Origin of the sequence: Salegentibacter sp., from assembly GCF_041642575.1 — a bacterium.
Classification (GTDB): domain Bacteria; phylum Bacteroidota; class Bacteroidia; order Flavobacteriales; family Flavobacteriaceae; genus Salegentibacter.
Window position 1 is genome coordinate 9,383 of the sequence record NZ_JBEPWD010000028.1, and the last position, 18,939, is coordinate 28,321.

Below are 18,939 nucleotides of genomic sequence, written 5' to 3' on the forward strand. Positions count from 1 at the left end.
ATTTTTAACCTGGGGATTATTCTCGAATACAATAATTTAAAAAGCTTACTCCTACTGCGTTTTCTCACCGGATTTTCCTTAGCAGGAATCTATCCCGTAGGAATGAAGATCGCTGCAGATTATTATGATAAAGATCTGGGGAAATCTCTTGGCTTTTTAGTAGGCGCCCTGGTTTTGGGCACCGCTTTTCCGCATTTTTTGAAAACATTCACCGGTACTGAAGATTTGCCCTGGCGGTGGGTGATTATAGCTACTTCCGCATTCGCATTCCTAGGCGGACTTTTAATTTTTTGGTTTGTTCCTAACGGACCTTTTAGAAAAGCAAAAAGGAAGTTTAAAATTGGTGCTGTTTTTAGCGTTTTTAAGCATAAAAATTTACGCAGGGCCGCATTCGGTTATTTTGGCCATATGTGGGAGCTTTATACTTTTTGGACTTTTGTACCCATTATTTTGTCTGCTTATAAATTCTCATTCCCGCAAAGCGATTTTGATGTTCCGTTTTGGTCTTTTATCATTATAGGAATCGGTGGACTTTCCTGTGTTTTGGGCGGTTACATTTCTGAAATTGCTGGGGTAAAACGAACCGCGGCCACCGCTTTATTGTTATCAGGCTTATGTTGTATTGTCTTTCCCTTTATTTTTCTTCAGTCCTCGGCAGCAGTACTTATCGCATTTTTAAGCTTTTGGGGAATAGTTGTGGTGGCAGATTCTCCCCTGTTCTCCACACTTGTTGCCGGAAACGCCCCATCGGAAATTAAAGGGACGGCGCTTACCATTGTAAATTCCGTAGGCTTTGCAATTACTATTGTAAGTATTCAACTTATAACCTATTTGCATCAGCTGGAACCGGTTTATAGTTTGAGTTTGCTTGCAATTGGTCCGGCACTGGGATTATGGGGATTATTTCAGAAAAAAACAGTGTTAATTTCAAAACACAGCTAAAACGAATTAAAGGCTAGATTTTAAGTTTGTTGCGTTTGGACTATATGGATTCCAATCAGGTTGGAAATCGCTCTGGCTAGAGGAAAGAAACTCTTCAATAAACAGGAAACCATAAAAGACACGGAGGGCAAAATAAAATAAGACAGGATCAAAAAGGAATACGCTTAGAAACAAAAAAGGCTGAAAAATGAATTTCAGCCTTTTTATTTTATATAACGAAAGATTTATTCTTCTTCGCTTTTATCTTTTGATTCTTCAGAGTCGGCAAATTCTGTATATCCGTTTTTGATTAACAGATTATACCATTGAAATATTTTCTTCATATCACTGGTATAAACACGATCTACGTCATAATCGGGAAGGATTTCAGCGAAATATTTTTCCATTTCGGCTTTAGAAGATTTAGGACTTATCGCCTCTCCTCCATTTTCCTTCTCTTTGATCTTTTCGAAGATATCTGCTAAAGGTACCTCTTCGGTATATGTATAGATCGCTATTTCGCTTAGTAAGCTAACATTGTGACGGATATTCACCGCCATCTTTTTCCCTTCCGGAATGGATTTTACAATAAACCCACCTCTGCTTTGGGCGGTTAATTCATATAAACCCGGCTTTCCTGAAATCGCTAATATTTTCTCTAATCCCATAGTATGTTTTCAATTTTGGCTGGCAAATATCACTTGCCTGAACTAATTATCAAAGCCTTTACCTCCCTTTTTTCATTTCGGGAAAACGCATTTTGTAATCGATTTTTATTTTTCCTTTAGAAATATTGGCAAGTTTACCTTTTAATAATCTCTTTTTAAGGCTGGAAAGTTTATCTGTAAAGAGAATTCCTTCAATATGATCGTATTCATGTTGAATAACCCTGGCGGCTAAACCTGAATAAGTCTCACGATGTGCTTTAAAATCTTCATCTACATACTCAATAGTGATCACCGGTTTTCTAAAAACATCTTCCCTGATTTCCGGAATACTGAGACAACCCTCATTAAAAACCCATTCATCGCCTTCTTCCTCTACAATTTTAGGGTTGATAAAAACCTTTTTAAGATTATTTAGTTGTTCCCGTTCCTGCTCCTCGAGTTCCTGGTCTTCTGCAAACGGACTCGGGTCTATCATAAAAAGCCGGATAGGCACCCCTACCTGCGGAGCTGCAAGACCAACTCCATAAGCATTATACATGGTATCCCACATATTATCAATCAATTCCTTTAACTTTGGATAATCTTCAGGAATCTCCTTACATTTTTTTCTTAAAACAGGATCGCCGTAGGCTACTATTGGTAAAATCATTTTTTAAATTGAAATTTTTAATTTCTAAATTTGGATAAACTAAATGCGGACAAATGCCTAATTGTATAAATAAGTTTGCAAAATAATCGTGGCACTAATCTCATCGATTAATGCTTTGTCTCTGCGCTTCTTCTTTTTGAGTCCGCTGTCTATCATTGTTTGGAATGCCATTTTCGATGTAAAAGCTTCATCCACCCTTTTTACAGGCATGGCGGGAAACTTTTCAGAAAAACTTTTTAAAAATTCCTGAATATGAATCTCGCTTTGAGATGCCGCACCGTCTTTTTGTTTCGGCTCTCCAACAAGTACCAATTCCACTTTTTCTTCCCTGAAATATCTCTGAAGAAAGTCCAGGAGCGTTTCGGTATTAACGGTAGTGAGCCCTGATGCAATTATCTGAAGCTCATCGGTTACCGCGATCCCGGTGCGTTTGGTTCCATAATCTATAGCCAAAATACGTGCCATTCCATAATTTTGCGCAAAGGTAATGTTTATAATCCATTGCTGCCAAAATTTAGCCCGAAGCCCTTATATTTGCTTAAAATTTTAGACTATGGAACATTTAGAAGCGAAGATAAACGCGGCCTGGGAGAACCGGGAGTTGCTTAAAGATAAGGACACCACAGATGCCATTAGGGAAGTGATAAACCTTTTGGACGAAGGAAAACTTAGAACAGCTGAACCAACAGCTAACGGATGGCAGGTAAACGAATGGGTAAAAAAAGGCGTGGTACTTTATTTCCCTATTCAGAAAATGGAAACCCTCGAAGCCGGGATTTTTGAATATCACGATAAAATACCACTTAAAAGAGGCTATAAGGAAAAAGGAATTCGGGTGGTTCCTAACGCGGTTGCCCGCCACGGAGCCTATATCTCTAGCGGAGTTATATTGATGCCAAGTTATGTTAATATCGGCGCTTATGTAGATGAAGGAACGATGGTAGATACCTGGGCAACAGTGGGAAGTTGCGCTCAAATAGGTAAGAACGTTCACCTTAGCGGTGGAGTTGGAATTGGTGGCGTGCTGGAACCGCTTCAGGCTTCTCCGGTAATTATAGAAGACAATGCTTTTCTTGGATCAAGGAGTATTGTTGTTGAAGGCGTAAAAGTGGAAAAAGAGGCTGTTCTTGGTGCAAATGTGGTACTTACCGCATCTACCAAGATCATTGATGTTACCGGTGATGAACCAAAAGAAATGAAGGGAATAGTTCCTGCAAGATCTGTGGTCATTCCGGGAAGCTATACCAAGAAATTCCCAGCGGGAGAATTCAATGTGCCCTGCGCTCTTATTATTGGAAAAAGAAAAGAATCTACCAACAAGAAAACCTCTCTAAACGACGCGCTGAGAGAATATGATGTAGCGGTTTAATGAAAATACTCATAATACAGCAAAAGATGATTGGGGATGTACTTACATCCTCAATCTTATTTGAGGTCATACGGAAAAAATATCCAGATGCTGAGCTGCATTATTTAATCTATCCGCATACTTCACAGGTTATCAAAAACAATCCATTTATAGACAAGATCGTCCACTATAATCCTGAGGAGGACGGGAAACCTCAAAAGTTTTTAAATTTTCTGAAATTGATCAGAAATGAAAAGTATAATGCTGTGATCGACGTATATTCCAAGATTGCTACTGGAATCATAAGTAAAGCCTCGGGAGCTCCGGTTCGAATTTCGTATCATAAGTGGTACACCTCTCATTTTTACACAAAGACCATAGAACGACTCAGTAAACCGCACACTAAAGCCGGATTGGCTATTGAAAACAGGATGTTGCTTTTAAAGGCATTAGATAAGACTATCACTGAGGAACTAAAACCTAAGATCTATCTTACGGAAGAAGAAAAGGCAAATGCTAAGAAACAGCTTCAGGATGCTGGAATTGCTAAGGAAAAGCCTCTGCTTATGATAGGTGTTCTGGGGAGCTCGAAAGAAAAAACCTATCCAGCTGCATATATGGCAACTTTGCTCGACCAAATCGCTGAACAAACCAAGGCTGAATTTCTATTCAATTATATTCCGAAGCAAAAAAAGGAAGTTGAAGAAATCTATTATTTATGTGCACCCAACACCCAAAAAAGAATTCATCTGGATGTTTTTGGAAAAAGCCTTAGGGAATTCCTCGCCCTCACCGCTCAATGTGATGCTTTGATCGGAAACGAAGGTGGTGCAATCAATATGGCCAAGGCTTTAGGAGTGCCAACATTTGCGATATTTTCGCCTCAAATTGCTAAAGAAACCTGGGCCATCTATGAAGACGGTCGCAATCGAAGTGTTCATCTTAGAGATTTTAAGCCGGACCTTTTTACAAATGAAAAAGCGAGCCCAGTCCTCTACCAGGAATTCAATCCCGCTTATATTTCTCCTTTACTTTTAAAATTTTTAAAAGATATTAAACTGGCTTAAAATTTGTCGATATCTTAAGCCTAAACCAAACCAATGAATCCATTTCGGAAATTCACCCTGGGTATCCTCAAGAAATTTAAATTTCTGCCTGCCCCTGTTTACATGAAGTTTTATTATGAATACTATACCGGCAAAAAATTAAACCTGGAAGATCCACAGGAATTCAACGAAAAGATCCAATGGTTAAAGGTCTACTATCACCCACCCATTCTTAGCAAACTGGTAGACAAATATGCGGTTAGGGAATATGTAAAAGAAAAACTCGGGCCCGGCTATCTCAATGAACTTTATGCCGTTTATGATAATGAAGAAGATGTAGATTTCGATAAATTACCTGACCAGTTTGTTCTAAAGGCAGCTCACGGTTATAACTTCAACCTAATAGTTAAAGATAAAGAGGAACTGAACTTATTTCAGGCCCGTCTTAAATTTAAAAAATGGATGAACAGGAACCAATATTATCGCGGCGGATTGGAATGGGCTTATAAAAATACTCCACCAAGAATAATTGCCGAAAAATACCTGCCGGAAATCGAAAAAAACGATGCCAGCGATTTTAAATTTTATTGTTTCAACGGGAAACCGCGATACGTGGAAATCACTGTTCAGGTTGACGGGGTAGATTTAAGGTGCAATTACGATCTTCAGTGGAAAAAAGCGCCGTTTTACCGCAAAGCTATTCCCTATTTTGAAGGAGAGGCTGCCAGGCCGGAAACCTTTGAAGAAATGAAAGAGGTGGCTACAAAATTAGCCGCAAATTTTCCTTTTGTACGAGTAGACCTCTACGATATAAACGCGAAGATTATCTTTGGGGAAATGACGTTTTATCCTGCCGATGGCCGTTACCCTTACCTTCCCGATGAATATAACAAGATTATAGGTGATTACATGGCATTACCGGAAATTCCGGCAGGCAAAAACGAAATTACCGGTATTTAGCCTTTTTTTTCAATGCCGAAAGCTGTAAAAGTTTTTTTCTGTTCCCTCGTTTCTTTTCGTATTTGTTTATTAAAAGCTATAGATTCAGGAGTTTTGTAACTTCGGGGATGATCTAAATGCACACAAACTGCCGAATAACGAATTTGTTTCGACTTAATTCCGTGGTTAAAAAGGCGTTCTCCAAGTTCGCGGTCCTGTCCGCCATACTGCATCCTTTCATCAAAACCATTAACGGCAAGAATATCCTTTTTCCAACCACTTGCGTTATGCCCGTTCCATGTTGCTCCGGTTGGGGTTAAATTATTGAGAACAAATGCTCTTTTCTCTCCCGCGGTGAGTTTTATGTTTTTTATGGAAGATTTCAACCCGTATTTCTTCAGCCAGGCTTTATCAAAACATCTTTGGGCGATAATATCCTCCTCTGTAATACTTTTTGAGATCTCCAGGGGAAGCTTAAAATAACCACCCGAGAGAAAATAACCCTCCTCCCTATACTTTAAATGAGTGCTCACGAAATCCTTGCGGGGTATGCAGTCTCCATCACTCATTAGAATATAATCGGCATTACAGGCCAGGATCGCTTTATTCAGGATTTTTGATTTCTGAAAACCATCATCTTCATGCCAAACGTGAATAACCGGCACCAGGCTTTCTTTTTCGAATTCATGCAGAAAATTCCTGGTTTCTTCTGAAGATCCGTCATCGGCAATGACAAGTTCGAAATCTTTGGTATCCTGAATTTTATATCCGATTAAGGTTTTCCTTAGCCATTCAACAGCATTATAAGTGCTGATTATAACTGAAATTTGAGGTTTATTTTTCATTTCCGTAATCCTAATTTCTTTTTCCAACGATGCTTCCTCATAAACCTATATTGAAAGCGTTCCGTATAAAACCACATTTTTTCAAAAACCTCAGTTTCCGGCCTACCGATTAATTTTGCATATTCTGAAGCCATGACCTCTACCATCTCTTTTTTGGGAGTGAGTCGGGAAAAATTTTTCATTCGGGCTTCGAAATCAAGTTTCCTGAAATTCATCCGGTTTAGATCTACTAAATAGAATTTTGGTTCAGGTTCACTGAGCACAATTAGCGTATTCCCAGGGGAATGATCCAGAAATTCTACTTCATTTTCATGCAGTTTAAAAGTAAAACGGCTAAAGGCTTTCAAAATTTCTTTATGTCCCGAAATATTTAGGTCAAGTTCGCGAAAAGTGAGATTATAGTCCAGATGCTCGCTCACATAATAGCTGCGAAGAAATTGAAATGCGGAAAGTTCTTCAGCGTAAGCCACCGGATGGGGAGTCCCAATGTTATTTTTAAGCAAATATCCTGCATACTCAAAAGATCGCTCTGCTTTAGATTTTCTGAAAAAACGATATGCAAACCTGTTTATAAGATTTGGTTTCCTAAAGGCTTTAATATTTAGTGTTTTATTGTCGAGCTCAAAAAGCTTAATGCTGTTCCTTGCATTAACATCCAGCGCACTTCCGGCCTGGTTGAAATCACTTATAAATTCAAGGATGCGGGTTTTATGAACTTTATAGTCTTCAGCAATAAAAAACCTCATACTAAAACTTTTTGGGATTTGCCTTTTTCCTTCAGCAGATCCTGGTATACCTTAAAAGTATTTCTCCCAAGCTGTTCGGCTGTAAATTTTTTCTGAAAGATCTCGTGTGACCTTTCGGGGAATTGAGCGTGGAGTTCAGGAGTTTCTTTAAACTTTTTAATCTTCTCGGCAAGGCTTTTATAATCTCCAACTTCCGCAGAAAATCCGTTTACGCCATCATCAATAACCTCATTTACTACTCCAACTCTGGTAGAAATAACCGGAGTTTTATGAAAAAATGACTCGACAATAGAGGAAGGCCCGCCTTCTCTTTCTGAGGTCATTATAAAAAGATCAAACTGTGGCAAAAACGCTGAAGCTTTTTCTACAAAGCCCATGAGCGTAACATAATCCCCGAGTTTATACCTAGCGATCTCTTTTTGAATAGCATCGGTTCTCTTGGTAAATTCACCAATTTGAACCACATGAATATCTGTGACCTGGTGTTTATGCACCAATTCATCAATTGTTCGAATAAGAGTTTTGAGATCTTTAGCCTTAGTGTGGTTTGCGATATTCCCGATTAAAAAAGTTTCCGGTTTTAATTGCAGCTTTTCCCGTAACTGAAAAGGCGCCTTTCGGTTCATTTCTTCAGGGCGCACCCCATTATAAACTATATTAAATTTATGGTGGTTGCGTTTCCATAAAACCCGCTTAAAATGACGCTCTACATATTGAGAGATCGAAATAACCTTATGAATATTCTTATAGTTATATTTTAATATACTGGGAAAACTATTTCTTTTCCGCACCGATTTTCGGGCGAAAACGGTAGGTGTGTCCAGGGAATAAAAAATATCTGCCAGCACATAACCGGTTACCGCGTTACTGGTGTGTAGGTGAATTACATCTATTCCGTTTTCAATGACTGCCTGATTCAAGGTCTGCTGATAGGCTTTTTTATGCGGTTTAATCTTAGGAATATCGATAATGGAGACGGGATGATTCTTTGCCGCCTGATGCAGGGGAGAATCCCGGTAACAGAATAAGAATTGTTTCACGCCATGCTTTGGCAGCTCGTCTAGTAAATAAGTAAATTGTTGTTCATTACCACCCCAGCTTGAAGCGCCGGAAACATGTAAAACATTCATAACTTTTAGATTTCCCGGGACAAAGATAGCCCAAATTAATTTCTATAATAAAAATGATCCCGGAATCTACCTTTAGACCAATAGCCAATTACGGCATAAAAAATCTTAGATTTGTCGCTGGCTTGTTAGTATCAAAAGCAAAACTAGATGAATATATTGCATCTTTCTGCAGTTAATAACTGGGGTGGTGGTGAAAACCAGATCGAACTGCTATGCCGGGAATTTAAAGAGCATTATCCTGAAGTTAAAAACCAGATTCTATGTAAAAAGGGGAAATTATTCCATAAACGTCTTGAGAAAACCAACTTAAAATTTCTTACCGCTTCCCTGGCTTTTCAGATGGATCCACGATATATCCGGAGGATCATTTCCATCTGTAAGAAAGAAAACATTGATCTTATTCACATCCACGATTCCACCGCGCTTAGCCTGGCCATAATCGCAGATAATTTAGCGGACCTACCGCCAATGGTTTTCAGTAAAAAGACCAGTTTTCCCATTAGAAACAGGAAGCAAAGTCTTTATAAATACAACCACCCGAAGCTTAAAAAAATCTTTTGTGTTTCAAAAAAAACCAGGAACGTTACTTCAGAAGGCATACAAGATGAGAATAAACTTGTTACCCTTTATCATGGGATCGATCCCGAGCTTCAGCGGAATTTAAAACCCGGACTTGACCTCAGAAATTTTCTGAAAATACCATCAGAAAGGAAAATAATTGGCAATATAGCCAATCATATAGAGGCAAAGGATCTACAAACCCTTGTAAAGACGGCTAATCAATTAATAAACCGGGAAAACAGAAAAGACTTTCATTTTGTCCAAATTGGAGGTTTTGAAAAGCCCCGCACCAGTTCTCTTCTACAGGAGGTGAAACAGTTTGGACTGGAAGAACATTTTAGCTTCCTGGGATTCCGGGAAAATGCTGCGGCCCTCATCCCTCAATTCGATATTTCCATTATCACTTCTGAAAGCGAAGGACTCCCTCAATTTATTTACGAATCTTTTTTTCATAAGATTCCGGTAATCAGCACCGGTGTTGGCGGAATATCCGAAATTATCACGCATAAAATCAACGGATTACTTGCACAGGCTCACGATCATAAAAAATTATGCGAAAACATCTTGATTTTAGCTGAAAATGAAGAATTGATCCCGAAATTTGCAGAAATTTCCCATCAAATGGTATTACAGAATTTCACTTCTGAAATTATGATGGAAAAAACTTTAATTGAATATAAAAAAATACTCCATGAGCGATTATAAAACCGAAATGCAAAACTGCCTGGAAACCCTGAAACGAGGTGGGCTCATCCTATACCCTACCGATACCGTTTGGGGCATTGGCTGCGATGCGACTAATGCAGATGCCGTAGATAAGGTTTATGCTTTAAAAAAACGCCACGAGAGTCAGGCGTTAATTTGCCTGGTTTCAGATTATAAAATGCTGAACCAGTTTGTGGAAGACGTACCTGAAGTAGCTTACGACATCCTGAAATACGCCGATAAACCCACCACCATAATTTACGATGATCCCATCAGGGTTGCTGAGAATCTTATCGCCGATGACAATTCGCTGGCCATTAGGGTTTCTAAAGATAAATTCAGCAATGAAATGGTTAAAAGATTCAGAAAACCTATCGTTTCCACCTCGGCCAACATAAGTGGTGAAAAAACTCCTCAATCCTATGCTCAAATTAGCCCCGAGATTTTAAAAGGTGTGGACTATGTAGTAAATTTGCAGCGCTCAAAACAGTCTGGAAAACCTTCGGCTATCATTAAGTTAACAAACGACGGCAAGGTGACTGTAATTAGGAAATAGATTAAATATAAAAGGTATTTATTGCATTCTGAACCTGAATGAGTTTTAAATTGAAAAGAATCCAGAAGTAGGTGAGCCGGAAGTGCCAGAATACCCAAATACCCCAAAAGGTGGAGAATTACAAAAACGCCCTGACTCATAATATTTTCAAAGTAATTTCTGAGGCTTCTGAGGAGCTTCAACTGGAAAGCTACGTAATTGGCGGTTTTGTTCGCGATTATATTCTAAAACGTGGTGAACCAAAAGATATAGATATTGTTGCCGTTGGCAGTGGCATCGAACTCGCAAAGAAAGTAGCCCAAAAACTTCCGCATAAACCAAAAGTTCAGGTTTTTAAAACCTACGGTACGGCAATGCTTCGCGCCTTCGATATGGAAATTGAATTTGTTGGCGCGCGCAGAGAAAGCTATCAAAAAGACAGTCGAAAACCCCTGGTAGAAGACGGTACACTTGTAGACGATCAAAACCGCAGGGATTTCACCATAAACGCCCTGGCCCTGGGGTTAAATGAGAAAAATTACGGGGATCTTCTGGATCCGTTTGACGGGCTGGAAGATTTAGAGGCCAAAATTATAAGAACCCCGCTGGATCCCGACATCACTTATTCCGATGATCCACTTAGGATGTTACGAGCCATCAGGTTTGCCACTCAATTAAATTTTAAGATCGAAAAGGAATCCCTGGAAGCAATTTCAAGGAATAAGGATAGGATCAAGATCATTTCTAAAGAAAGGATTACCGATGAGATTCATAAAATAATACTCGCAGAAAAACCTTCAAAAGGATTTTCTCTTCTGCATAAAACAGGTTTGCTTCAAATTATTATGCCTGAACTTACTGCACTTGAAGGCATTGATGAGATCGAAGGTCAGCGTCATAAAGACAACTTCTGGCACACCCTTGAAGTAGTTGATAATATTGCAGAAAATACCGATGATCTTTGGTTGCGCTGGGCAGCACTTTTACACGATATAGGAAAAGCACCTACCAAGAAATTTCATAAAAAAATTGGATGGACTTTTCACGGACACGAATTTGTTGGAGCCAAAATGGTTTATAAACTTTTTAAACGTCTTCGGTTACCGCTCAACGATAAAATGAAATATGTGCAGAAGCTCGTACTGATGAGCTCCCGCCCTATCGCTATAGTTGATAACGATGTTACTGACTCAGCGGTTCGAAGGCTCATTTTCGATGCAGGAGAGGATATAGATGACCTGATGACACTTTGCGAAGCCGATATAACCACAAAAAATCCTAAGCGCTTTAAGAAGTATCATAACAATTTCAAATTGGTTCGGTCTAAGATGAAGGAAGTGGAAGAGCGAGACCACGTGCGTAATTTTCAACCGCCGGTGAGTGGTGAAGAAATCATGGAAACCTTCAATATAAAACCTTCCAGAGAGATTGGTATTATAAAAGAAACCATTAAAGAGGCAATCCTGGAAGGCGAAATCCCTAACGAACATGATGCTGCCCGGGAGTTAATGCTAAAAAAAGGAAAGGAGCTTGGTTTAACGGCTAACTGAGGTTCTTTTTTATAATTATTTATGAGCCTATTATTTTCAACTGATGAAAAAAGACAATAAAAAAGTAGTTTACTGGCTGTTTACGGGTTGCATTCTGATTTTTATCATGGTTATCGTGGGCGGAATAACACGCTTAACACATTCCGGATTATCGATTTCAGATTATAAACTTATCACAGGTACTATTCCCCCCCTGAATGAGCAGGAATGGATAGATGAGTTTGAATATTACAAGCAATTTCCCGAATATCAAAAGAAAAATTATCATTTTACCCTCGAGGAATTTAAAGGTATTTATTTTTGGGAATGGCTTCACCGTGTGCTTGGAAGGTTAATAGGAATAGTTTTCATCATTCCTTTTCTATATTTTATTATTACCAAACAGCTCACCAAACCTACAATTAAAAAATCGCTCATTTTACTCCTTCTAGGAGGTTTCCAGGGATTTCTGGGCTGGTATATGGTAAAAAGCGGACTTGTAGATATGCCAGATGTAAGTCATTACAGACTTGCAGCTCACCTGGTAACAGCTTTTCTGACTTTTGCCTATACGCTGTGGGTTGCCCTGGATCTTATTTACCCTAACCGAAGCAGTATTGACAAAAGTTTCAGAAACCTGCTAAGGGTCGGAATGGTAATTCTTATTCTGCAAATCATTTGGGGGGCTTTTGTAGCAGGGCTCGATGCCGGTTTTATACATAATACCTGGCCATTGATGTCTGAAGGAAAACTAATTCATGAAACCGTTTGGATCGAGCAGGAACCACTTATAATGAATTTTATTGAAGGTAAAAGTGGTGTCCAGTTCGTGCACAGGTATCTTGCGTATATCGTTGTGGGTGTTATCCTTTACATCTGGTACAGGTCCAGAAAATTAGCTCCTGAACACCGCCACGCAACAGCAATCAATACTTTGTTGATCTTACTGGGCGTGCAATTTTTACTTGGGGTGTATACCTTAATCCTTTATGTACCGGTATGGTTGGGAGTAGCACACCAGGTTGGCGCATTTTTTCTTCTGGCGGCTATGACTTACACCCTGCACAGATTTACCAAATAGCTTTCATTCTCATCTAAAAACCGTAACTTTGAAGCCTTAAATTTTTTATTATGGTTTACAGATTTAGAGTAATTCTCGATGCAGAAGAAGATGTTTTCAGGGATATAGAAATACTTCAGGAAAGTACATTAGAAGACCTTCATAATACTATCGTCCAGTCTTTTGGATTTGATGGTACTGAAATGGCCTCTTTTTACTTGAGTGATGAAGACTGGAACCAAGGCGAAGAAATTTCACAATTCGATATGGGTGGCGAAGTTCGCCTTATGAATGAAACCACTCTGGAGAGTGTTCTGGATGATAAAAACAGGAAGATCATATATGTATACGACTTTTTGAATATGTGGACCTTCCTCATTGAACTTGGTGAGATCGCTGAAATTGAAGAAGGTCGCGATTATCCCAATTTGATGTTCGTACACGGACAATTGCCGGATTCAGCTCCTGACAAGGAGTTCGTTGCTGAAGATGATGATATCGCAGGAGAATTTGATGACGATCTGGATATCGACGATTACGATAACCTGTCTTTCGACGAAAATTGGAATTGATTGCGAAGCAATCATCCTGAACTTGCTTCGGGATGATTTTCCAAACATTTTATTGCTTTAAAGTTTTAAAGTTGTCGATTTCAGAAGTAAAATTTCCTTACTATTACACCTGAATCTAAAAACTCTTCCCAGGGAATTTCTTTTTGTGAAATCCCACGGACCAGAATTTTGCAATGACTAAACTGATTTCCGCCGAAGTTTGTCCCGCCTTTTTGCGGGACGGAAATGACAAAATAATAGATTTCCGCCTTCGCGGAAATGACTAAAATTTTAATTATGATCAACCTTTTTAATGCTCAAATTGAATCGCTTTCTATTCACAGGGTAGGCAATAAAAGCAGAAACGAAAACCTATTTTTATCGGCATCGCCATATCAGTTAAACGATGAGATCATGCCGCTTATTAAGGAATATTTCCTTAAGCCTTTCAGAGAAAAAGAAGAAAATTATTACAATTTTGCACATGAGTCTGATATAGAGTTCAACGAGCTTTATAATATGGCCAATGCCATCTTCGACAATCCTTCGGGCATTCATGAGGTGTCAAAGAAAATCACCACTTTGCTTTTTGAACAGTCTTCGCATCCACATATTAAAAGCGGCGAGGTATATGTTGTTTATTTTGAAAATATGCAGCTCGATAATGAGAAGGTTTCGGCTATAGGGATCTTTAAATCGGAGCTAAAACATGATTTCCTTCAGTTTGAAGAAAAAGGAAGCATTCTGGATATGATCGTTCAGCAGGGAATCAACCTCAACAAGCTGGATAAAGGCGCATTAATTTTCAATAAAAACCGTGCTGAAGGTTACAAGATCCTTTCAGTAGATTCCAATAAATACGACACCAAATACTGGCTGGAAAATTTCCTGGGAGTAGATGTGATGCGGGATGACAATTACAACACCAAGTCCTACCTGAATTTCTGTAAGAATTTCGCAAAAGACGTGGTTTTACCTGCAGAAGATAAAAAACAGGAAGTAATGTTCATGAACCGAAGTATGGATTATTTTGCCAAAAATGATGCTTTCGAAGAAAGTAACTTTCTTAATTCGGTTATCGACAATCCTGATCTTCTACCAGAATTTCAGCATTATAAAACAGAAAAAGCCCCTAAATACAAGATTGAAGATCTCACCGATTTTCCTATTGCCAATAAGGCGGTAACCGATGCGCGTAAAAAAATCAAAAACGTAATAAACCTGGATACCAACATCCAGATCAAGATGGATTTCGTTAACGCTGAATCTGCTGATAAGTTTGTTGAAAAAGGCTGGGACGAAGAAAAACAGATGTATTATTACCTGGTATACTTCAACAAAGAAGAGAAAAGCTAACAATGAAAAAGGGACCCGACGGTCCCTTTTTTTATTTAATCCTGGAGGAGTCGTCTCATATTTACATCTTCGTAATTACGCATTACAAAATCCAACGCGGTACGTAGGATCTGCCCCATCGTATTGGCACGCTTAAACTTCATATCATTAGTGTATCTGTAGAGCTCCTTCCGAAGTTGCTTAACATTCTGCTGACTGGAAACATGATCATTTATCATACATCTTATCAGTTCTTTGTAACGAGGTCTTGTATTGATCATCCTTTTGGCTAGTAGAGAACGCTCTTCTTTTCTATACTGTTCAATGGAAGACTCCTGTAATTTCTCCTGAACCAGTTTCACCATGGTATAGTTCTCTTTGAAAAACTGTGGCCGGTAGACCTTCAAATTTCCTTCATAACACTGCTGGTCGAAATCTATCGCTCTAATCTGATATTCAACATGATCAAAATCGTGGGTAGGAATCACCACATAATTATAAGATCTCATATCGCCCAGCAACCTTACCGTACAGCGTTCGTTGAACTTCACAAACTGTTTAGCGATTTGTGTTTGGGCGCGGTTATCACAGGCCGGTAAATGCTCCTCAATAAAAACATCGCCGGGAATCCCTGCAATATGCTCTTCAATAAGGGTGTCTTTATAAACCAGGAAATTAATACGATGCGGGGAAAGCAGGTGCTCAAATTCGAGTCCGTAGATCCTGGAAGCATCAGCTTTTTTTACATAAAAATAGGTAAAACTGTCATTCAGAATATTACGCACCCGTACACGGAAAGGTTTTGAATTTCCGAAAGTGCAGTAATCTATAGCATCGATGTTAAGAAATTCCAGGGAATCGTCACTTCCGTCAGAATGCAGAATGGTATAAACCTGTTTCAGGCTTTCATCGATTTCCAAACGCTCATGATCTTCATAATAACACCGCACCCAGAAAGTATCCTGTTCATGTTGATCGTAAACCACAATTGAACCTGCAAACCTTAAGAGATCGTCGTAAAAAACGGGAATCTTAGTGTTACGATTATGTTTTGCCAGGTAACGATTAAATCTCTCATTTACAGGAAATGAAGGTTTTTTCCTGGACATTAATTTTTCTTCCATGCTGCATTAGCTTTTTTCAAAAATAAGCTATCTCATTTGAACTCTGTAACAAAAGCTTACCTTAGTAGTCATATTACAAAATATTTCTTCGATTTTGGAAACAATTTTAAAAATAAACCAACTCACCAAGAAATTCGGTTCTCTCACCGCTGTTGATCAGCTTTCCTTTACTATTGAAAGAGGAAATGTGTATGGAATTCTGGGACCTAACGGCAGTGGAAAATCCACAACTCTGGGAATGATCCTTAATGTGGTAAATAAAACCAGCGGAAGTTTCTCCTGGTTTGAAGGCTTCGAATCTACACACGAAGCACTTAAGAAAGTAGGGGCTATTATTGAGCATCCTAATTTCTATCCGTACATGACGGCTGTTCAGAATCTTGAACTTGTTTGCAAGATCAAGGGAGTAAACAAAGGAAAAATTGAAGAGAAATTAACATTGGTTGGCCTACTTGATAGAAAAGACAGCAAATTCAGGACGTTTTCCCTGGGTATGAAACAACGCCTTGCTATTGCTTCAGCCTTATTGAACGACCCTGAAATACTTATTCTGGATGAACCCACCAACGGGCTCGATCCTCAGGGGATTCATCAAATTAGGGAGATCATTAGAAAGATCGCTGCCGGCGGCACAACAATTTTACTGGCCTCTCACCTGTTGGACGAAGTTGAGAAAGTATGCACCCATGTGGTAATAATAAGAAAAGGGCAAAAATTATACAGTGGTCCCGTAGATGGAATTAATGCCAGCCACGGTTTCTTTGAGTTGAAAGCTAAAAATAAAGATTTACTTATCCAGATCCTGGAGGGTCATCCTCACATCGCAAAGGTTTTAGAAAAAAATGACCTGATTACCGCTATTCTTGCAGAACCTATGGAGCCTGAGACTATTAACGAGTACATTTTCGAGAAAGGTCTTTCTATTTCCTATCTCGTGAAACGCCGCGAAAGCCTGGAAGAACAGTTTTTGGAGTTAACTAAACAAACTAATTCTGCCTAAAATGTTACGATTATTAGACATAGAATTTCACAAATTAAGATATAGCCGTTCAGCAAAGATTCTGGTACTAACTTACTTTATCCTACTTAGCTTTATAGCACTTATCGCTTCCATAGAATTCAATATAGGAAACCTTGAATTCAGAGTGGCAGATCAGGGCATCTTTAATTTTCCATTCATCTGGCATTTCAACACCTATATTGCTGCTTTTCTGAAATTATTTCTGGCGATTGTTATTGTCTCAATGATATCGAATGAATACAGCAACCGCACTCTCAAACAGAACTTAATAGACGGATTAAGCAAAAAGGAATTTATAAGTTCGAAATTTCTAACCGTTTTGGTTTTTGCATTGGCTTCTACCCTTTTTGTATTTATTCTTTCGCTCTTGCTGGGTCTCTCGTTTTCTGACTACACTGAAGTTTCCATCATCTTTTCAGATATGGAATATCTACTGGCGTACTTTCTAAACCTGACCGGTTTTTTCGCTTTCTGTATGTTTGCAGGAATGCTTATCAAAAGATCTGCCTTTGCCCTGGGATTTATCTTCATCTGGTGGGTTTTAGAAAACATCGCTTATGGTCTAATGAAATGGAGGTTGTTTCGTGATTCAGAGATCGCAGATAGAATTGCAGGATTTTTTCCTCTGGAAGCGATGAGTAAACTCCTTGTAGAACCCTTAAGCCGACTTGGAGCAGTGCAGATGGCCGCTTCTCAAATGGGCTCTGATATTGAAAAAGATTATGCTGTTCATTTCACCGACCTTCTTATCGTGCTCGGTTGGACGGTTATTTTTGTCCTTCTGTCGTATAAATTATTAAAGAAGCGGGATTTATAATACATTGGAACACACAATACCAATATGAAATTCTCTGCTTACTTGTTCCTTATATTTTGCTTTGCCCTTTCCCAGCCGTTATTGGCTCAAAGGGAAGCCGCAAACTGGTATTTTGGCGACAGGGCCGGGCTGGATTTTAACACCGGCACACCCATACCCCAGAACGGAAATCTCCAGACTGTTGAAGGCTGTGCTACAATCTCAGATCGTTCCGGAAATTTGCTTTTTTATACTGATGGAATTCAGGTATATGATCGCCAGCATAACCGGATGCCTAATGGCTATGGCCTGAAAGGAAATGTCTCCAGCACACAATCGGCGATTATCGTACCCAAACCTGCAAATCCGGGCAAGTATTACATCTTCACCGTAGATAAACCCGATTATTACCAAATTGAAGACGATCCCATAGAGGGTGTAAATTACACTGAGATCGACATGTCTCTCAACAACGGATTTGGAGATGTAGTACCAAATAGGAAAAATATCCATCTTATCACCTATGATCCCACTGACCCTGTTGAAAATGAGTTTAAGAATTCAGAAAAAATTTCCGCTGTTAACCACGCTGATGGCAGCTCATTTTGGGTGGTCACCCAGTTTTTTAATCGGTTTCTGGCATTTAAAGTAAGTGCTCAAGGTGTTAATACAAACCCGGTGGTTTCAACTACCCCAAATTCAGTTCCTCCCCGACTGGATGAAAATAACATAAATGTAACCGCCATTGGTTATATGAAGATTTCCCCCGATGCAAAAATGATAGCCTCTGTAAATAGCTCTACTGCCCTGGGCAGCCCGCGCACGGGAACCAAAAAATCTGGAAAAGTGTTTTTATACAACTTTGACAATTTAACCGGAAAGGTTAGCGATGAAAAGATTTTACTGGTAGACTCCTATCCCTACGGCGTGGAATTTTCCCCAAAGTCTACCAAACTTTATGTCACCGCAAATATCTATAATGAGGAAGATGTTTTACTAAATAGTGATCTTTACCAGTATGACCTGGAGAGTAGTAATATTGCGAGTTCCCAGAAAACCGTATCCAGTACCAACAACGTAGCCGGAGCTTTGCAACTTGCAATAGACGGAAGAATTTACCGGGCAGGTTACCCGGTATTTGAACAACGACATCGGTTTATGTCTGTTATAAAAAATCCGGAAGCTACAATCAATTCCGTTAATTACGCTCATAACAGTATAGGAATAAGACCAGGCGTAGTTAAACTCGGGCTTCCTCCATTTATACAGTCATTATTTCTAACCAATTTTGATTTCAGAAATCTGTGTCTGGGGAATCAAACTGAATTTTTCATTACCAGTGATGAACCTTTCGATTCGGTAAAATGGGAATTCGGAGACGGAAATTCTTCAACTTCAGAAGCTCCGAAGCATACTTACGCTTCTTCCGG

19 protein-coding genes and 1 pseudogene are annotated in these 18,939 nt (G+C 39.1%); 13 read left to right on the top strand and 7 right to left on the bottom strand.

Annotated features, from left to right (window positions below; genetic code table 11):
• The coding region (locus ACESK1_RS06520; RefSeq protein ID WP_372919135.1) for an MFS transporter at positions 1-942 on the top strand (942 nt) is incomplete at its 5' end.
• A 224-nt stretch (positions 943-1,166) separates the two neighbouring features.
• On the opposite strand, the gene ACESK1_RS06525 is transcribed toward ACESK1_RS06520, so the two are convergent.
• From ACESK1_RS06525 to ruvX, 3 genes are read right to left on the bottom strand one after another with little or no spacing between them, the layout of a single operon-like run.
• Positions 1,167-1,589 carry a DUF5606 domain-containing protein gene (locus ACESK1_RS06525; protein WP_372919137.1) on the bottom strand — a complete coding sequence of 141 codons (423 nt, stop codon included), beginning with the start codon at positions 1,587-1,589 and terminating at the stop codon, positions 1,167-1,169.
• Positions 1,590-1,647: 58 nt separating this feature from the next.
• Entirely contained in the window at positions 1,648-2,238 is a 591-nt protein-coding gene (gene def, locus ACESK1_RS06530; RefSeq protein ID WP_372919139.1) for a peptide deformylase, read from the bottom strand.
• 57 nt (positions 2,239-2,295) lie between these two features.
• On the bottom strand, positions 2,296-2,703 hold the full coding sequence (gene ruvX, locus ACESK1_RS06535; RefSeq protein WP_372919141.1) for a Holliday junction resolvase RuvX: 408 nt from the start codon (positions 2,701-2,703) through the stop codon (positions 2,296-2,298).
• An 88-nt stretch (positions 2,704-2,791) separates the two neighbouring features.
• Here ruvX and ACESK1_RS06540 point away from each other — a divergent pair, with 88 nt between their 5' ends.
• From ACESK1_RS06540 to ACESK1_RS06550, 3 genes are read left to right on the top strand one after another with little or no spacing between them, the layout of a single operon-like run.
• A complete protein-coding gene (locus ACESK1_RS06540; RefSeq protein ID WP_372919143.1) occupies positions 2,792-3,607 on the top strand; it encodes a 2,3,4,5-tetrahydropyridine-2,6-dicarboxylate N-succinyltransferase in 816 nt (271 codons plus the stop codon).
• Positions 3,607-4,653 carry a glycosyltransferase family 9 protein gene (locus tag ACESK1_RS06545; protein WP_372919145.1) on the top strand — a complete coding sequence of 349 codons (1,047 nt, stop codon included), beginning with the start codon at positions 3,607-3,609 and terminating at the stop codon, positions 4,651-4,653. The genes ACESK1_RS06540 and ACESK1_RS06545 overlap by 1 nt, the downstream gene beginning before the upstream one ends.
• A gap of 33 nt (positions 4,654-4,686) precedes the next feature.
• Positions 4,687-5,592 carry an ATP-grasp fold amidoligase family protein gene (locus tag ACESK1_RS06550; protein ID WP_372919147.1) on the top strand — a complete coding sequence of 302 codons (906 nt, stop codon included), beginning with the start codon at positions 4,687-4,689 and terminating at the stop codon, positions 5,590-5,592.
• Here ACESK1_RS06550 and ACESK1_RS06555 read toward each other — a convergent pair.
• The 3 genes from ACESK1_RS06555 to ACESK1_RS06565 are packed head-to-tail and all read right to left on the bottom strand — an operon-like array spanning position 5,589 to position 8,292.
• Entirely contained in the window at positions 5,589-6,416 is an 828-nt protein-coding gene (locus ACESK1_RS06555) for a glycosyltransferase family 2 protein (RefSeq protein ID WP_372919149.1), read from the bottom strand. The two genes, ACESK1_RS06550 and ACESK1_RS06555, sit on opposite strands and share 4 nt — an antisense overlap.
• Positions 6,413-7,162 (bottom strand): lipopolysaccharide kinase InaA family protein, encoded by a 750-nt coding sequence (locus ACESK1_RS06560; protein WP_372919151.1) that lies wholly within the window; start codon positions 7,160-7,162, stop codon positions 6,413-6,415. Before ACESK1_RS06560 ends, ACESK1_RS06555 begins: the two co-directional genes overlap by 4 nt.
• Positions 7,159-8,292 carry a glycosyltransferase family 4 protein gene (locus tag ACESK1_RS06565; RefSeq protein ID WP_372919153.1) on the bottom strand — a complete coding sequence of 378 codons (1,134 nt, stop codon included), beginning with the start codon at positions 8,290-8,292 and terminating at the stop codon, positions 7,159-7,161. The genes ACESK1_RS06560 and ACESK1_RS06565 overlap by 4 nt, the downstream gene beginning before the upstream one ends.
• Positions 8,293-8,439: 147 nt before the next feature.
• On the opposite strand from ACESK1_RS06565, the gene ACESK1_RS06570 reads away from it, so the two are divergent.
• The 6 genes from ACESK1_RS06570 (at position 8,440) to ACESK1_RS06595 (ending at position 14,589) form a co-directional block, all read left to right on the top strand.
• The gene (locus ACESK1_RS06570; RefSeq protein ID WP_372919155.1) at positions 8,440-9,558 is read left to right on the top strand and encodes a glycosyltransferase family 4 protein; all 1,119 of its coding nucleotides are present in this window, start codon (positions 8,440-8,442) and stop codon (positions 9,556-9,558) included.
• Positions 9,545-10,114 carry an L-threonylcarbamoyladenylate synthase gene (locus ACESK1_RS06575; RefSeq protein ID WP_372919156.1) on the top strand — a complete coding sequence of 190 codons (570 nt, stop codon included), beginning with the start codon at positions 9,545-9,547 and terminating at the stop codon, positions 10,112-10,114. Before ACESK1_RS06570 ends, ACESK1_RS06575 begins: the two co-directional genes overlap by 14 nt.
• 110 nt (positions 10,115-10,224) lie before the next feature.
• The gene (locus ACESK1_RS06580; RefSeq protein ID WP_372919158.1) at positions 10,225-11,643 is read left to right on the top strand and encodes a CCA tRNA nucleotidyltransferase; all 1,419 of its coding nucleotides are present in this window, start codon (positions 10,225-10,227) and stop codon (positions 11,641-11,643) included.
• A 43-nt stretch (positions 11,644-11,686) separates the two neighbouring features.
• Positions 11,687-12,703, top strand: a complete 1,017-nt coding sequence (locus tag ACESK1_RS06585) for a COX15/CtaA family protein (protein WP_372919160.1) — start codon at positions 11,687-11,689, stop codon at positions 12,701-12,703.
• A gap of 50 nt (positions 12,704-12,753) precedes the next feature.
• A complete protein-coding gene (locus ACESK1_RS06590; protein ID WP_372919162.1) occupies positions 12,754-13,254 on the top strand; it encodes a hypothetical protein in 501 nt (166 codons plus the stop codon).
• Positions 13,255-13,530: 276 nt separating this feature from the next.
• The gene (locus ACESK1_RS06595) at positions 13,531-14,589 is read left to right on the top strand and encodes a nucleoid-associated protein (RefSeq protein ID WP_372919164.1); all 1,059 of its coding nucleotides are present in this window, start codon (positions 13,531-13,533) and stop codon (positions 14,587-14,589) included.
• Between the two features lie 35 nt (positions 14,590-14,624).
• Here ACESK1_RS06595 and ACESK1_RS06600 read toward each other — a convergent pair whose 3' ends face one another.
• The gene (locus ACESK1_RS06600) at positions 14,625-15,692 is read right to left on the bottom strand and encodes a hypothetical protein (RefSeq protein WP_372919166.1); all 1,068 of its coding nucleotides are present in this window, start codon (positions 15,690-15,692) and stop codon (positions 14,625-14,627) included.
• A 94-nt stretch (positions 15,693-15,786) separates the two neighbouring features.
• Between ACESK1_RS06600 and ACESK1_RS06605 the strand changes: the two genes are divergently transcribed.
• The 3 genes and pseudogenes from ACESK1_RS06605 to ACESK1_RS06615 all read left to right on the top strand — a co-directional run.
• Complete coding sequence (locus tag ACESK1_RS06605; RefSeq protein ID WP_372919168.1) at positions 15,787-16,692, top strand: ABC transporter ATP-binding protein; 906 nt, start codon at positions 15,787-15,789, stop codon at positions 16,690-16,692.
• Position 16,693: 1 nt separating this feature from the next.
• On the top strand, positions 16,694-17,530 hold the full coding sequence (locus ACESK1_RS06610) for an ABC transporter permease (RefSeq protein WP_372919170.1): 837 nt from the start codon (positions 16,694-16,696) through the stop codon (positions 17,528-17,530).
• A gap of 24 nt (positions 17,531-17,554) precedes the next feature.
• Positions 17,555-18,939: pseudogene (locus tag ACESK1_RS06615) on the top strand (CUB protein); the annotation flags it as partial.